Annotated in this window: 13 protein-coding genes; 1 reads left to right on the top strand and 12 read right to left on the bottom strand. The window is 46.9% G+C overall.

Features of this window, described 5'->3' with window-relative positions; all coding sequences use genetic code 11:
• Positions 1–9: 9 nt before the first annotated feature.
• From ABV409_RS05740 to ABV409_RS05685, 12 genes are all read right to left on the bottom strand, one after another.
• The gene (locus tag ABV409_RS05740; protein WP_353876588.1) at positions 10–1,638 is read right to left on the bottom strand and encodes an OmpA family protein; all 1,629 of its coding nucleotides are present in this window, start codon (positions 1,636–1,638) and stop codon (positions 10–12) included.
• Positions 1,635–3,734, bottom strand: coding sequence for a hypothetical protein (locus tag ABV409_RS05735; protein WP_353876587.1), 2,100 nt, complete (start codon positions 3,732–3,734; stop codon positions 1,635–1,637). The genes ABV409_RS05740 and ABV409_RS05735 overlap by 4 nt, the downstream gene beginning before the upstream one ends.
• Positions 3,735–3,783: 49 nt before the next feature.
• Entirely contained in the window at positions 3,784–4,575 is a 792-nt protein-coding gene (locus ABV409_RS05730) for a hypothetical protein (RefSeq protein WP_353876586.1), read from the bottom strand.
• Positions 4,572–4,937 carry a hypothetical protein gene (locus ABV409_RS05725; RefSeq protein WP_353876585.1) on the bottom strand — a complete coding sequence of 122 codons (366 nt, stop codon included), beginning with the start codon at positions 4,935–4,937 and terminating at the stop codon, positions 4,572–4,574. The genes ABV409_RS05730 and ABV409_RS05725 overlap by 4 nt, the downstream gene beginning before the upstream one ends.
• A 297-nt stretch (positions 4,938–5,234) precedes the next feature.
• Positions 5,235–8,270 carry an ATP-binding protein gene (locus ABV409_RS05720; protein WP_353876584.1) on the bottom strand — a complete coding sequence of 1,012 codons (3,036 nt, stop codon included), beginning with the start codon at positions 8,268–8,270 and terminating at the stop codon, positions 5,235–5,237.
• 357 nt (positions 8,271–8,627) lie between these two features.
• Entirely contained in the window at positions 8,628–10,889 is a 2,262-nt protein-coding gene (locus ABV409_RS05715) for a TonB-dependent receptor (protein ID WP_353876583.1), read from the bottom strand.
• Between the two features lie 289 nt (positions 10,890–11,178).
• Positions 11,179–11,475, bottom strand: coding sequence for a hypothetical protein (locus tag ABV409_RS05710; protein WP_353876582.1), 297 nt, complete (start codon positions 11,473–11,475; stop codon positions 11,179–11,181).
• Positions 11,476–11,763: 288 nt separating this feature from the next.
• A complete protein-coding gene (locus ABV409_RS05705; RefSeq protein WP_353876581.1) occupies positions 11,764–11,940 on the bottom strand; it encodes a hypothetical protein in 177 nt (58 codons plus the stop codon).
• Positions 11,941–12,043: 103 nt separating this feature from the next.
• A complete protein-coding gene (locus ABV409_RS05700) occupies positions 12,044–14,137 on the bottom strand; it encodes a DUF4301 family protein (protein ID WP_353876580.1) in 2,094 nt (697 codons plus the stop codon).
• Positions 14,098–14,730, bottom strand: a complete 633-nt coding sequence (gene pnuC / locus ABV409_RS05695; protein ID WP_353876891.1) for a nicotinamide riboside transporter PnuC — start codon at positions 14,728–14,730, stop codon at positions 14,098–14,100. The genes ABV409_RS05700 and pnuC overlap by 40 nt, the downstream gene beginning before the upstream one ends.
• On the bottom strand, positions 14,714–14,974 hold the full coding sequence (locus ABV409_RS05690; RefSeq protein WP_353876579.1) for a YkoF family thiamine/hydroxymethylpyrimidine-binding protein: 261 nt from the start codon (positions 14,972–14,974) through the stop codon (positions 14,714–14,716). Before ABV409_RS05690 ends, pnuC begins: the two co-directional genes overlap by 17 nt.
• A 34-nt stretch (positions 14,975–15,008) precedes the next feature.
• A complete protein-coding gene (locus ABV409_RS05685) occupies positions 15,009–15,650 on the bottom strand; it encodes a 4'-phosphopantetheinyl transferase family protein (RefSeq protein ID WP_353876578.1) in 642 nt (213 codons plus the stop codon).
• Between the two features lie 68 nt (positions 15,651–15,718).
• Between ABV409_RS05685 and ahcY the strand changes: the two genes are divergently transcribed.
• Positions 15,719–17,035 (top strand): adenosylhomocysteinase, encoded by a 1,317-nt coding sequence (gene ahcY / locus ABV409_RS05680; RefSeq protein ID WP_353876577.1) that lies wholly within the window; start codon positions 15,719–15,721, stop codon positions 17,033–17,035.
• Positions 17,036–17,062 lie beyond the last annotated feature (27 nt).

Here is a 17,062-nt window from a genome sequence, read left to right as displayed (position 1 = left end):
CTTTTGTTCCTAACCCCTGGGCACCACCAAGACCTCGACCCGTCGGTTTTTTTGACGTCCTTCTTCGGTCTCGTTCGTGGCTATTGGACGACGCTCACCGAACCCTTTTTCAATGAAGTCGAAGCCTGGATCATTCAATTGCTTTTTCAGCTCTTCGGAGACGCTTCTCGCCCGGGCCAGGGCCAGTCTTTGATTGTTTTGTGAACTACCCACGTCATCGGTATGCCCTTCGACCACAATGGTGCCTTTCTCAAGAAAAAGGATTTGTCCGACCAATTCTTTGATCGCAACCACGCCTTCGGGTTTGAGGTTTGATGCACCGGTATCGAACAATACGGAGCTATCGAGGTTCAAGCGCATCGCGCTTCCTATTGCGGCAACGGCATCCACATCCGCACCCGGAATCGCACTTGATGTCATCAAGTCGGTCAACCGTACATAGTAATATAGGGTGTTGGGTTCAACGTATTCTCCGATATCGACTTGGGCCGTTCCGCCTCCTATTTCCCCAATGGAAACCCAATTTTTGCCATCGATCGAAACTTCCAATGCCGTGGGTTCGATCTTACCCATTTCAAATACGAAAATATCAGGACCGTTGACATCGACCAGGGCATTGTCGGTGAATTGAAGAATGACCGATCCTCCCAAACCCAGGCTATGCACGTTCTCCAGTCGTTCTTTGCTAAGCTCGATACCATCGGGGACCCCAAGGATATTGCTGGCGGTCCCAAGTTGTTCGGGATGTTTCGAATCGACCAGCTCATCGGCAAATGATAAATCGCCCATGGGTAAGTAGATGGCCGTATTACTCCCGAAATACGTTGCCCCCTTACCGTCTTCGAAAAAAAGATGGGGATTCATTTTCCTGAACTTTTCCTTTGCCCGACGGGCTTTCTTTAACTTATAGTCAAGTGCTATCTTCGCCTTGCTACGTTCGACTTTAAATTGATTTTGGAACGCTTCGCTTGGTTTCGCACTTTTAGTGTTGGGATCGATGGCAAAACTGTCCAATTTCTTTATCAAGGCCCTAATTTCCGCGGCGCTCTTTTGATTTTCGACCACACTGCTGAACGCCCGGAGGAACAAGGTCTCATCATTTGACATTGGTGTGGCGTCGGTCTCGATTTCGGCCGATACGAATTCGGCCACATCCGTATCCAATCGGATTTCACTTCGGGGGCCCCTGCCCATCATCGAATCCACTTTTCCCAATTTTTCAAGTTTAGCCACCAATCCTTCCGATGCGTTCAAGGCATTGAAGGCCGTGACCAATCGTGCCGCATCGAACGCCGAAAGCATTTTGGCTTCCTTATTCTCGAGGGATTTGCTTTTTTCCAAGGCAATCCGTTGTTCTATTACCGGCAGGAGTTCCGTTGGTAGTGTGGGATCATTTTTTAATTCTTCCAATTTTTGAATGATCGTTTCAGGAGTCTGTCCATCCATGTCCAAGGAAGAAAACGTGGCCACAGTGGCATTTGATGCTGGCTCGGACTCCACTGGTTCGATCTCACTTGGGTCAGATGTTGTGACCTCGACGCTGATTTGCCGTTCCGCCCCGGCCCTTTCGGAATTAGCGACATCGTTCTTGCACGCGCATAGGAGCAGGATAATGACAATCAAAACCGGCCTTTTCATCCTTTTCTTTTGTATTTATCGTTCATGAACGTCAAATAAAAATATCCGAACTTTTGGTACCAGTCTTTTTCGCCGAGCATGGCCTCGCAGGTACTGATTTCCAACAAGGCCGCTTTAAGGCTCGCTATCAACTCAGGGTGTTTTTGGTCATAGGTCCGTTCTAGGTTTTTAACGCCTTTCAAGATTTTGATCTTCTCATTCTGCCAGACCAAACCGGAAACGCCGTGAATGGATGAAACATCATCGCCGAACTTGATACCAAAGTCAACTTTCTTTTTATAGTTGGCATAAATGATCCGCAGTTTTTCCAAGGTAAACCGGGCATGATCTAAATTTCGGTAGGCCTTGCGTAAGCACTCACATCCATCCTTAGCATCGTTCTTGCCTATCCCATCCGATGGCGTCTCCCTATTTTGCGGCCTATCGTGATTCGGTCGGTTCGTTGGAGTTGGCCTATCGGACGGCTGTGTCATTTTTCTACCCTCATCGGTAATCACTGCTGTGGGAGTTGTGTTCGAAGCCTCGATCTGTTTCGGTGGGTTGGGGTCATCGCCGGCATCCACAAGATTGCCCTTGCTATCATACTTGGGTTCCCGCTCTTGCGTGATGGTCCGTGAATCACCGGTAAAAACGCCGTTTGTATCCAATTGGCCGTCAGGGTCTATTTCCTTCGGGGCATTTGAAAAATCGCCTGGATCGAGCAGCCTTCCGTCTGCATCATATTTCGGTTGTCGTATAAAACTGGAGCGTCTTTCCGATCCGTCGATGATGGGAGACATAAATGGCATTCCGGTTTGCGGATTTATCAACAAGGGTGCGTCCGGAAAATCACCCCGGTCAAGTAGTCCCCCGTTCAAATCATACTTAGGAAGCCGTTCGAATGCCCCACTTCTCGACGAAAAACCGATGAAAGGATTCGGTATTCCCCCTTCAAGGTCCGTGCTTATCTTTTCGGGCGGGTCGTCGGCATCTCCCTTATCGATCAAATTGCCTTCTTTATCATACAAGGGCATCCTGAACGGGGTATCTTTTGGATCCATATCGGAAACCCTTGGATCGCCGTATTTGGTATCTTCCGCTTCAGGCGTCCCATACTTCGTATTGGCATCCGTCCGTGTACCACTTGACGCCTCATTTGTACGATCTTCTGACGGAGATCGCCGGTCGATGGACGGGCTTTCGATAGTAGACTCGCCTTCCCGTTCCGTATAGGAATCCAAACAGGATGAAGGCATCGGGGGTTGCCCGAGGGGATCGAGTTCGACACTGGAATTTTCATCTCCTACTGCCAAGAAATTGCCCATATTAATGGCCCCGGATCGAATTTTGCTTACGAGCTCACCGTAGTCGCTCAAATCGGAAATGGCATCGCCTGTACTTTTGTTTTTTATAATATCGTTGATCTTGTTCATGATCCTCATCACCCCTCCGCGACCTTGTGCCGGTAAGGAATGCGTGAGCAGAAGGGCCAACAGCGGGATGACCATGTTTCTAAGCTTTCGTTTTTTCCTTAAGACCAAGAACAACAGGATGATTATCAGCGCTGCCATCGCCGCTATGATGAGGTACAGCGACCCATAGGAATCCGTCGTATCGGAAGGCACACTCTCAGGAACATCGGTTTTCGAGTAAAAAAGTGTCTCGGCCTTCGGAATCACTTCTCCCGACGCCCAAACAGCCAAATAAAAAGCAGGGCGGTCCTTACCGCTCAATATGATCCCAAAATCACCCGCTGTGTCAAAGGATGTTTGAAAAATCCCGTCTTCGGTCACTCCCGACCGCTGATGGTCCTTCCAATCCTTTTTAACAAAATCGACGGTAAGCGGTACACTGGGATCTTTGGCGATCACAGTGACCATCACGTTTTGAACGGTTGTCGTTCCCTTGATCAAATAGTTGGCACTATCCCTCAACACGCTGTCTTCGGTATAATAAGACATCACCCCCAGTTCTTGTGGGTCGGGTGTAAGGGTAACGGTGGTTTTCACGCGGTCCTTTAAGGACGGTGGGGTCAACGAGGGTTTCTTCTGGGCATATACGATCCCTGTAAATAACAGTGGGCCCAAAAGCAATAGGATTCTAATGGTCCATTGCATCTTTCGAAAATTTGTGGTAATTGAATTGAAAACCATTGGGTATTACGGATCAATTATATGGCATGACTTCCAAAACCAGTTCTTCAGCCTTTAATTCGATACAGCGCATCGTGATGCGTTCGTTCTTTTTTGAGCTTAGGTCGACCATGTCCATTTCCATCACCAGACCACCCTTCAACCCAAACCATTGGTTTCCTTTATTCTTCTTGACCATGGCCTTGAACATCTCTGAAGGAAAACCAACACCCGCCTCAGTGGTCATCCAAATGGTGCCTTCCGCATATTTACCACTTACGGCATATTCTTTACTGTGAAATCCTAGGATATCTTTTTCATTGCCGGTGGGTTCTATGGAAAACTCGGGTGTTTCCATGGTCTGCTGCAAGGATTTTTGATCGTTGAATTGCATGCTCATTCTCGATTTCTTTCCTTTTAAATCGGAAAAATTATGCATCCGTTTGGTTTCGCCGTCTATCACGGTTATCATACTACTTTGTTCATCAAGCGTTTGGTAAATGGCAAACTGGAGTTTCGTCGCACTAAGAAAATAGTTTAAATCACTCTGGTGCTTTCCATCATCAAGCCTTAGCACGTATTTGTGAGTAAAGGTGTAATCGGAGCTCGGGGCCCCTTTTTTACCTTTCAGCAGTTTGCCTTCATTGTTGAATACCGAATCAAAGGCCCTTTGCGTGATCCTTCTTGTTTTTTGACCAACTTTGAATTCGATCGCATTTTTCGCCGAACGTTCGGCACGCTTTCCTAATTTCTTCAAAAACTGTGCATTCGCGGTGTGGGTGGTCAAGATCAGTACCGCGATGACGACTATCCTCGTAATTTTCATGGTCTATTTTTTTTCTTTTCACCTTCAATAATCTTCTTAGACAATACCAATCCGAGCGAATCGCGCTGTTCTTGGGTCATTTCCTGGCTTTGCATCACATATAAAGACCGGTATTCCATTTTCTCTTTTTCAGTGAAACCGCTCTGTTCCAAGAATTCCAAAAATCCCATTCCCTTTCCCATTTTCTTTGGGTTCCCATTAAGGCTTTCCCCGAATACACCGGAGAATGATTTGGTGGCCAAATCCATAAAATTGTCTTGCTTGTTGACAATGGAGTCTTTCTTTTTCTTGGTTTCCTGTGCACCCACCCAGTAGGTGGTAGCCAGGAGCAGAGTTGAAACTAACAGTACTTTTGTTTTCATATCCGAATCATTTAGTAAATCGTATGCTTGTGATCGTTTTGTCTTTACAGGTGATGTAAAGGGTGTATGCCCCCTGGTTCAAATGGTCGATATTCAAAAAAATCTTGAACTGGTGGGAGGGGCCCAGTTCTCCTTCTAAGACGTCCTCATTTCGATTCATTTCATTGCTTCCAATGCGGGAATACCTCAACGAATGTAGGGCGGCGACGACAAGGTGGCTGCCATGAACGTAACAGAATTGAACAGCTATGTAACATGCTGTATCAATGGTCTAAAATCGATGGTGGATGGTCGTATTCAAGCCTTGTTCGAATACTCGGACGGACTTACCCCATATGCATTCTTAAAGCATTTGGCGAAATAGGAAAGATTGTTGAAGCCGGATCGATAACAGGCTTCGGAAACGTTGGCATCCGATTTTTCAAGGAGTTGGACTGCTAGTTTCAAACGTTGGGACCTGATGAAGCCGGTTGTTGAAAGGCCCGTAAGCGCCTTTAACTTTCGATGCAGCTGCATCCGGCTAAATCCCATTTCCCTTGCGAAATCATGAGCAGAAAAAGAGGATTCCGTCAAATTCGAATCCAAAACCGCCTGTAAGCGTTTGAGTAAAACCTCATCAGGTGGACTTATCGCAATATCCTTAGGTTTCAAGACGACTTCTTGGCTATATCGGGAACGCATTTTTTGGCGGAGTGCCAAGAGGTTTAGCATCTTGGTCTTCAAAAGGGTATTGTTGAACGGTTTGGTCATGTAATCATCAGCCCCGATCTGGGCGCCGACCAGTTCATTTTCGCTACCAGCCTTGGCAGTCAACAAAATAATCGGGATATGGGCGGTCAATTCATTTTGTTTTAAGGCCTTGGTCATGTCGATCCCATTTTTATGGGGCATCATAATGTCGGAAACGATCAGATCAGGTACGATTCCGATGGCTTTGGCCTCTCCCTCCAATCCATCTCCCGCGGTTGACACCTTGAAGGATTCCTTGAAATTCTCAACCAAAATCGCCCGAAGATCGTCATTGTCCTCGACCACGAGTATATGGGGTTTGTCATCATCCGCTTCAGCGTCCAAAGTTTCGGACAAGGCTTCCTCAAGGGTGACCAACTCCATGACTTTATTTTCCTTCACACTAGTAATCTCTGAAACGGCATACGCGGATTTATGTATGGGCAATTCGATCTCGAAAGCCGTGCCTTCTTTATAAAAACGATCGATCCAGATCTTGCCTTTGTGCAATTCGACCAATTCCTTGGCCAACGCGAGTCCGATGCCAACACCGATATTATTCGGATCGGTTTGGTAGAATCGGTCGAAAAGGCGCTCTTGCTGGTCTTTTGCTAGGGGTTGTCCCGAGTTTTCGACCCTGACCTTCAATATATGCTTGTGGTATTTGGCCTCAAGCTCGATATGGCCCCCTTCCTCACTATATTTGATCGCGTTCGAAAGCAAGTTCGTCAGTATGGTTTGCAGGGCTTGGGCATCACACCATACAGAGGCTTCCGACAGTTGGTTGTTGAATTGAAAGGCCTTACCGCGATTCTCAGCTTGATATTGAAAGGGCTCGGCTAAGGTGTTCAAAAATGGGGCAAGATGAACCAAGGAAACCATCAATTTGGCATTCCCTGATTCCAGTTTTGACAGTTCCAACAATTGATCGACCAAATGCAACAAACGCCTGTTGCTTTTCAAGATGAGACCGAACTCTTTTTTGTCCAAAGGGTCGACCACGTCATGTTCCAAACGACGTTGTAAGGGACTTGCCATGATGGTCAGCGGGGTCCTGAACTCATGCGAAATATTGTTGAAGAACTTCGACTTCGCCATATCAAGTTCCTGAAGTTTATTGATCAACGCTTTTTCGTTCCGATAATGGACCAAGAAATAGGTAGTCGTTATTAGGAATAAGGCGACCAACACGAGAAACCATATCGTCTTATAAAACGGGACCACTACGGATAACCCAAGCTCCGTTTCGGCGATTGGCGTACCCTTGGCCGACAATGCCCTGAGGTAAACCGGATTGCTTCCGGTTTTGAGGGACAATTGTAAAAAGTTGTCGTCCGGTATCGGTTTCCAAGGTCCATTCCACAATCGATATTCATAGGTTACCGATGTGAACGTATGGGGCCTGGTCAAGGTGAATTCCAAGCCCACGTCTTTTTGATATTCGTTAAGTTCTAGCAGCGGGTTTTTCAGAAGTGCGGGTATGGTTTGCAACTTGCCATTGACGTAGACCGCCGAAATATCCAAAACGGCAGGTGAAGGACCAAAATCACCTGGGATCGGTTCTTCCGTTCTGAAAATCCTACCGGTCTGAGCACTCCAGATAAAGCCGTTCATATCCCGGAACAATTGGGTGGCCCAAGTCTGTTTCATTTCGTCAGGTGTGGGCAACCATGTGTAGGTATTGCTGTTCCGGTTAAAAATTCCGTTGCCGATCCTTGAGGCGCTTAGAAACATCAGGGAGTCGTTGACCGGTATGGTCGTGCGAATGGTATTGTGATCATGCGCATCGCGCTGTTGATCGGAAGTGGGGTATCGATGGAACCTTTTGGTTTCAAATTCAAAAGAGACCATACCCAAACCCCATGAGGGAAAATAGATCTTGTCGCTAATTTGATCGGAAGGGAAAAAATTATGCGATAGTGAGTCGGACCACTGATCTGGAATGGTATAGCGTTCGAAACGATCATCTTTTTTGGAGATGCGATAGAGTCCATCCATCAAGGCGACCCAGATGATGCCTTCCTCAATACCGGGATAGATGGATTTGACGGATTTCGTGGTTTCCCGAAATCGTTCAGGAAGATCGCCATGGTTCAAGTAACCCTTAAGCTTACTACCACTGTTGCGGTCGACCAAATACAATCCATTCGCCGTACCGACGTACATCGTATCACGATGTTCTTCGATTTGCAAGATGTAATTGCGATGGTTCGAGGGTCGCATGGGTTCATCGAGGGCGATCTTCACTATGTCGAGCCGATCCAAATCGATTTTGTACAGGCCTTTCCTTCGTCCGAGCCATAACACCCCCTCAGAATCGAAAGTAAAGCAGGTCGCTTGTTGATCGGTTAACCGATGTTCGGTGCGGGTCGAAAGAAATCTAGAAACGTTCACGGCCCGTATTCCGTTGTATCGATACACCCCTTCATTAATCAAAAACCAAAGCGCCCCGTCCGGGGTTTGTTCGATATGTTCGATCATCAACCATGAGTTCAGGCCATCATCATTATTGATGAGGACTTCCTTAAAAGAGGGAATTTCGATTTGACCCGTTAGGCACAACGGAAGTAAAAAAAGAAGCGATACGGATCGAAATAAGTCCATTCAGTCAATGGTGAGCTGTGTTTTTGCCATAGCTGACCTCCAATGATATGGATTTCCGAAAGAATTTTTAACCTCTTATGTAACAAATCGCGTTACATATGTGTTCAATAGGGAAGCGGCAAGAACCCAATGTAGGTCAAGCCCCATGAGATCCGAACTGCGCTTCAATCGAAAAGGGATTTAGTAAAGCGCAACCGCCGTTTGCGAATCGAAGGATGGTACGCCACGATCAACCAATGGATGTTGCCGACCCTCACACGGAAACCGAGGGCTTAGAATCACCTCTTCGGCAGTGTCCGCCCGGGGGAACTGGCAATACCTAGCCGGAGCGAACACCAATACCGAAAAGAGGCACACTTAAAAGTTCACCGTCGCCCCCAATAGGAAGTTGATCCCCGCCTGTGGATAAAATCCGGCCCCTTCTATGGTAGTGATGGTACCTGGATCGGAGAAATCGTCATCGAAGGTGAAAAAATAGCCGTTCGATACGATGTCTTGGTCGAACAAATTGTTCACCAAGCCCGAAAGGACGATGTTATCGAAGAACCCGTTCATTTCAATAACGTATTGAAGGTTCAAGTCGGTTTGCGAATACGCGTCGAGTACGGAGTTTTCCGAATCGATGTTGCCCATATACTGTTTGCCCACGAATTTCGACAAGAACGATATTTGAAAGTCTTCGCTGGGCACGAACGAAATGATATTACCCGCGACCAAGTTCGGCGAATAAGCGATATTGGTTTTACCCAAATTCTGCAATTGGCCGTCACGTTGAAAGAAAAAATCCAGGTTCCGGTTGTCGCTTAAAGCAATATTGGGGCGCCATACGAAACGGCGACCAATCCTGACCGTAGCGTCGACTTCCAGTCCGAGACGATAACTATCCCCAACATTCGCACGTAGTGGAGCTCCAACATCGTTCAAAGCACCGGTCAAGACCAATTGATCTTTGTAGCGCATGTAATACACATTGGTATTCACCTGAACATCGGGTGATACATACCGCCACCCCAACTCAAAATCATTCAAGCGTTCGGGTCTGGGATTCCCGTTTTCATAATCGTTTCGGTTGGGTTCACGGTTGGCACGCGCGTATGAAAAATAGAAATTGTGGTTTTGATTCAGATTGAATGTAATCCCCGTTTTTGGGTTGAAAAAGTTGAACGTATCATCGACTATGCCCGTGTCTTCCCCATTGGCTTCATAGCCTACCCTACGATATTGTAGGTCACCGAAAAGACTCCATTTTGAATCCAGTTTGAAAATCCCTTTTGAATAGAGGTTCAGATCGGTCTTTCTCGAATCATCTTCGTAGTAACGATCCCTGATCGAACTGTTGCTCGCGAAACGCGCCCAGATCACTTCACCGAAATGGTCGCCTTCATAAATATTGAACCCCCCTCCGGTAATCACATCCAACTTCTCGTCTTTATAGTTGACCGAAAAGACGGTTCCGTAAAAGTCATTGTCGAGCCAACGGCGGCGAATGAGATCCGTAGTATTGACCACTTCGCCATCGACGACCAATTCTTCAAAACCATAGGTGTCAAAATCATCATCTTCACGAAACTGTTCGAAATACCCACGCCCCCTAGTGTAATGGAAAGCGATGTTCGTACTCCAATTATCATCCAATCGCTCGTTCCAATGCAATTGAAAGTGATCTTGTTTGTAATTGTCTTCTTCTTTATCATAAAATCGTACGTTTCCGTCGTCATCGGTATACTGACCTGCGGGATTGAAGGTGCGGTCAGAGGCCAAGGTGGCCGCATCGATACCGAACCACGATTGGTACGTAATTTCATGACCTCCGAAAAGCAAGGCCTTCACCAAGGTATTGTCATCGACATAGGTGCCTTGCAAAAAATAAGACTCGAGTTGTGAACTTGCCCTATCGATATAGCCATCGGAGGTGATCCTTGAAAGCCTACCTGATATTTCGACATGGTCATTCAGCAAACCGGTACTGAATTTGACATTGTTTCGTAGCGTATTGAAGGAACCTATCGAAGTTCCGATTTGTCCGTAGGCTTCTTCCGAAAAGCCATCCGTCAACAAATTCAGACTCGCTCCGAAGGCCCCTGCCCCGTTGGTAGAAGTCCCTACCCCTCGCTGGAGTTGCAAATTCTCGGTAGAGGAAGCGAAATCGGGCATATTGACCCAAAAGGTACCCTGTGATTCGGCATCGTTATAAGGTATGCCGTTGATGGTCACGTTCACCCGGGTGGCATCACTACCACGTACCCGGATACCGGTATACCCAATTCCGGCCCCAGCATCCGAAGTGGTCACCACCGCGGGTAAAAAGTTCATTAATATGGGAATGTCTTGGCCAAGGTTTCGCGGTGCGATCTCTTCCTTATCCAGGTTCGAAAACGTTACCGGAGACTCTTTCGTCACCCGAACGGCTTGGACCAAAACCTCTTCCAAGACGATTTTCTTGCCCTCGATCGTGTCTTTTTCCTGTTCTTGGGCGTTCCCCTTGGTCAAAAGACCGAAAACCACCAAAAAGAACAGTACCCCCTGTTTGGGAACATTCAATTTGTTCGTTAGGTGTTGTTGAAGACCGAAAGATTGTGAGTCGATCTCTTTTCTGAAAAATGAACATGCTATTTTCATTCGTAAAAAATTCACGAATAAAAGGGGTCATTATTCTGGTTTGACTTGATTTGTATGTGAAACGGCAGGAATTCGGCATCGATGCCTATCCGCCCCTCACCGCAAAGGCGCGATACCTTTGCCGTTCGGCCATCCCTTAGCAGCATTACCTGCCCAGGTTCAATGGGTATGATCTCAGCCCTGAACGATGTCAAAGCACCCCTTTGAGATGCGGCAAATGTAGGGTGGAAAATCCTAAAAACAAAAAGGCCGTACAAGACGGCCTTTTTTTGTGAAATACATGACGATCTTATTTGGTCGTCCAACGGCCATAGGCATCGATATACACCGTACGCTTCGTACCACTTTTCAACACCATGATCAGCTTGTACTTTCCTTGAGGGTTTTTATAAGCTTCTTTCAATCGAGAGGTCGGATAGTCTTTGAGCAAGGCTTCAACCACTGGTGGCGGAAGCTCGGCGCTATCGATTTTCTTGAAACCGTCGGTCATGGCATGCACCTTAATGTCATTGAGGTGGCCGTAAGACTCGATCGAAGTCAAGGTCATGGTAATGGCTAGTATCGTGTAGAGCATCGTTTTCTTCATTGTTTTCGTTTTAATTCAACATCTAACGTATCTACGTTGAAGTCCAAAGTTCAGATGCCCGTTTGCTAAAAAAACAAAAGATCGCCGAAGCGATCTTTTATTGAGGCCCCTCAAGGACACTTGGGGGAAGTCATTCAAATCATTGAACGTCTTGAAGGCCCCGAACGATAATCTATGGTTAGTGTCGCATAGCATTATCAAATCGTTTTGTTGAATGAAGGACCGCAAAGCGAACACCTTGCGGCCCTTTCAACCAAATCAACCAACCAAAACCGCGAGCCAGACTGGCTACAGCGGATTATGTTCTTCCTTTATAATAGCGGCGACCGGTTCATCGGCCACCAGGGTTTCTTTCTCTTCGGCATCGTTGGAAACGGATACATCGGCATTGATCGATGGGGCCGCCAACAACAAGGTGATGATCAGTGCGGTTGCCATCAGTCCGGATTTCAATAGATCGTTCATTTTTCAGATGCTTTACTTATTGGACACGATCCTTTTGAAAAAGTCACAAAAAAAACCGCAAAGCGAATTCGCGATGCGGTTTTTGTGCTTTGAAACCTCTGTATCAACCAGCCTGATGCGAGGGTTTTAAAAGGTCGTTTACCGTTTTGACCGGATTGAAGGTCACCAAGGGTACCTCTACGAAAAGGGTATTCCAATACGCCATGGCCCCGTTCCAAAGACCGGGGAGTTCCAAGGCCTTCAATTCTTTTCCTTCTTTGGTCTTAGCTGTGATAAAACCTTGTTCCGTATCGATAAAAGGCATGAGGTCGAATTTCTTTCCCCGATAATCGCGCGGGCCACAGACCAAATCTACAGGATTGAAATGGGTAGAATCCTTAAATATTGAAGCTTGGGAGGAACTCGACATATCGACTTGGGCCGATTCAATGATCTGTAGGGAAACCCCGCCTTGTGAATTTTTAGCCCAAAAAGGCCCGCCTCCTGGCTCACCTTCGTTTTTGACCATACCACAAACCCGTATGGGGCGGTTCAATTTGGCCAAAAGGGCGGTTTGTTTTCCGGCTTCGTCCAAAGCCTCGTAAGCTTGTTCAAAACGAACGTTCAATTCCGTTTCCAAAAACCGTTTTACCTCCACAACATCGGCAGTTTCATTTTCAAGGGCCCTAGCATGGTCGAATGCCTTTTCTTGGGTTCGAAGCAGTAATCCTGCCAGCATTTTCTTGCTATCGGCAACTTGTTGCAAATTCGCATCGATGACCACATTATCGATATTTTTAATAAAAATAACATCGGCGTCTTGGTCGTTAAGGTTTTCTATCAAAGCCCCATGGCCTCCAGGGCGAAACAGTATGGAACCGTCCGAATTCCGGAATGGTCGATCCTCCATATCGACCGCGAGGGTATCGGTACTTGGCTTTTGATTGGAATAGGTCACTTCGAATTCGGTATCGGTCTTCTGGGAAATCCGCGGAACCGAAAGGGCCTCTTCATCCTTGAACATGGTCTCATGTTGGGGCGATATGGTGAAATGCAATTTGGCAAGTCCTTTTCCTTTGGCATACAAAGCGGCTTCTTTCAGGTGCTCTTTAAAAGGGGTCGCCCCGCCATGCTTGCATTTATGAAAAGGCAATAAGCCTTTGGGAAAGAACCCGAAGTTCATCCCATCTTCTTCGAGCATGTATTTGACGAACGCATACACCTTGCTTCCGGCTTCACCGTGTTCCGTGCCGATAGCCTTCATGATTTCCCCATAAAAAGGAAATCGCTCCATATCCTTGGTGAAACGTTCTACCGCAGCGTCCTTGGTTCTCGAGAGATATTCCCCTAAACTTTCCGCTTCGGGGTCATAAGCCTCCAAAAAATTGAACATGGCCTTGAACATCCTTGAGGCCGCTCCGGATGCTGGAACGAACTTGAGCAATGACAAGCCTTCGGCCCGGTCATCGAAAAAGGAAACCAGTTGCTGTTGCTGCTCCGCATCGAACCTGAATATACCGTCATCGACAATGGCGGCCCGTTCCAGGTCCACAAAAGGAATCCCCTTTTTGAAGGTGTTCATTTGCTGGGTCAATTGAGCTTCGGAAATGCCTTTTTCAGCAAGCTGGTCAAGGTCTTTTTTCGACAGATCGATCATGTGTTCGAGGAGTTTATCTATATGGTGGATGGCCGCACGTAATCGGACATCCTTTTCGCCCTTTAAAGTAACAAATTTCTTATCGTTATGCTTTAGGGTATCGTGAAAATATGTGAACATACGTTCACGTTCATCGGGTTTGTCACGAAGATCGTCCTTGACCCAAGGGGTATCGATCCCTGTCAGGAAATACAGGTCGTACTTATTGGATAGGGCGGCCTTTTCAAGCAATGGGTCACAGTACCCCAGGTAATAGGCTTCCGAATAGACCTTGGTTTCCAAAAGATCGGTGTCGCAAACCAGCAGTCGGTTCGCCTTTTTAGACAATTCATTTTCCAAGCGCATCTGGCCCCTGGCAATCGGCAGCAGGTCATGGGGTTCACAGGTTTTCCGTTCACGGTCCCATTTATCCTGAAGGTATTCCCTTGCATATTCAGGTACCCACTCCGTATCGTAGTATTCGGACAGCTGTCGTGCCAAGGTGGTCTTACCGGTTGATTCGGGACCGAATAAAACGACCTTTACGAGCCCACTGGGTGCTTGTGTAAGTGCTTCTTCCATGCCAAGTAGCCTTGAACGGCCATTACGGTGAAAATCAGATATTGCAAAGATAACATACCCCAACCCCTAGAGGCGTATAAAGGAACGGTTATGATATCGGCAAGGATCCACAGCGTCCAATTCTCCAATTTTTTATTGGCCATGTACCACATGGCCGTGAAGAATATACCCGAAGTGAAAATATCAACATAATTCGAAGGCGCGATATCATAGTCGAAAATGCGGTAAATCCCATAATTGACCAGCATGGTACCCAAAAACAGGAGTACACCGATAACTTTTTCGTTCTTCGAAGTTCGTGAAATGCGTACGACCTTCACATTGTCCTTTTTTCGTGACCAGTTCCACCACCCATATACACTCATTACCGACCAATAAAAGTTCATGATCATATCGCCCAACAAGCCATCACGAAAAAACAAATAGACCGTGATTACAGTAGCAACCAAGCCAGTCGGGTACACGAGAATGTGCTCCTTTTTAGCAAACCAGACGCTTGCAATACCCATTACGAACACCACGGCCTCAAGAACGATAATGAAAGACGGTTTGCCGCGATACGCTTCTAGGAAAAAATCAAAAATGGGGTTGATATCCACTGCGGTCCGATTTGACGATCTTCATTTGCAAAACCACGTGATCCAAATCGATAAACGCGGTTTTTATTTCATTTTTCAAAAGATCCATGACCTGGTCATATGATCCATATACTTGGGTACTCAAGGGATTTTCAAGGGTGCGCAATCCTGAAGCCCGGAGTTTTTTGATGAACTCTATGATCGGGGGCTCGAAATCGTCTTGCAATGGGGTTAGGGTCAGTTCGACGGAAATGTCCATTCCTGCTTTTTATTGTAAAACTACGACAAACGTCTTAGCCACCGTTCGAACTGCGGGCAAAAACACAGGTAAAGCCCTCGAATTCGAAAAAATCGACGGCGTAGGTCGACTTCTTGCCTTCATACGAAATGGTCGCCGTAGTGGTCTTGGCATCAAAGGGAAAATCCTTGACATCGATATGGTTTAAAAAACTGAGCCCTGGTTGGGCATAGATTTTATACAAAGACTCTTTAGCCCCCCACACGATGGTCAATTTTCGCATCACGGCTTCACTATTGGCCAGGGTACGATACTCTTGAATCGGTGTAAACTTGTGGGCGATCCTCAAAATTTTGTCCCGTTGTTTTTCGATGTCGATACCCACCAATTCGTTGCGGCTGACGATAATCGCGGTGAATTCATTGGAATGGGTGATCGAAATGTGGTTGCCGTCTACCAAATGGGGTTTTCCGAACTCATTGTAATACAGATCCCGGTCTTCATACCCTTCTTGACGGAGCAAGTGCCTTATGCTCAAGAACGCCCTTCGATGCATGGTCGATTTCATAGCATCAAGTCGCTTTTGGCAATGGTCGGTGAGTGCAATTCCGTGTGAAAGCTGTTCCTCACTTTCGGTCACCTTCCAGAGGTATGCGGTGATGTCCTTTGAAACTGTTATGGTTTTGTAAAGGGGCACGGCTAAGAGTTAAGTAAATTGTACCTTTGTGGCCGTTAAATCAGGCTACGAAAGTAAATTAAGAAAAAATGAGCACTAACACGGTTCCTTACGTTCCTTTTAAAGTAAAAGACATTGCTTTGGCTGATTGGGGGCGCAAAGAAATTGAACTCGCCGAAGCGGAGATGCCCGGATTGATGGCACTTCGAGAAGAATATAAAAGTGAACAACCCTTGAAAGGTGCCCGCATCGCCGGCTGCCTTCATATGACCATACAGACCGCCGTCTTGATCGAGACTTTGGTGGCCCTTGGTGCCGAGGTAACTTGGAGTTCCTGTAACATCTTTTCTACCCAAGACCATGCCGCCGCTGCCATTGCCGCTGCAGGTATTCCTGTCTACGCATGGAAAGGCATGACCGAAGAAGAATTCGATTGGTGTATCGAACAGACCTTGTTCTTTGGTGAAGAACGCCAACCCCTGAACATGATCTTGGATGATGGGGGTGACCTGACCAATATGGTTTTGGATCGCTATCCTGAACTTAATTCGGGAATCAAAGGGTTATCGGAAGAAACCACCACTGGGGTACACCGCCTTTACGATCGTATGAAAAACGGAACGCTACCGATGCCGGCCATCAATGTGAACGACTCGGTTACCAAATCGAAATTCGATAACAAGTACGGCTGCCGAGAAAGTGCGGTCGACGCCATACGTCGGGCTACCGATACCATGTTGGCAGGCAAACGGGTCGTCGTAGCGGGCTACGGTGATGTCGGAAAAGGAACTGCGGCCTCTTTTCGCGGAGCTGGGGCCATCGTAACGGTCACCGAAATCGATCCGATCTGTGCCTTACAAGCCTGTATGGACGGTTATGAAGTCAAGAAATTGGAATCGGTCATTGCCAAAGCCGATGTGGTGATTACTGCCACGGGGAATAAGGATATCATTCGCGAAGAGCACTTCAGGGCCCTGAAGGACAAGGCCATCGTTTGTAACATCGGTCATTTCGATAACGAGATCGACATGGCGTGGTTGAACGGCGCTTATGGTGATACCAAAGACGAAATCAAGCCACAGGTCGACAAGTATACGATCGATGGAAAAGACCTAATCGTACTGGCCGAAGGGCGTTTGGTCAACCTTGGATGCGCCACCGGTCACCCAAGTTTCGTAATGAGTAATTCGTTTACCAACCAGACGTTGGCACAAATCGAACTTTGGAACCACAGCGATCGTTATGAAAACGAGGTGTACATGTTGCCCAAGCATTTGGATGAGAAAGTGGCCCAATTGCACCTCTCACGACTTGGTGCCGAATTGACGGAACTCAAAGAAGATCAAGCGGAATATATCGGTGTTACCGTAAAAGGCCCGTTCAAGCCGGAGTATTACCGCTACTAAAGATCAGCACATAACACAGCATTCGGG

This window comes from Flagellimonas algarum (assembly GCF_040513375.1).
Taxonomy (GTDB): Bacteria; Bacteroidota; Bacteroidia; order Flavobacteriales; family Flavobacteriaceae; genus Flagellimonas_B; species Flagellimonas_B algarum.
Note: the sequence above shows the minus strand (reverse complement) of the source record. Positions and strands in the feature narration are given on the sequence as shown.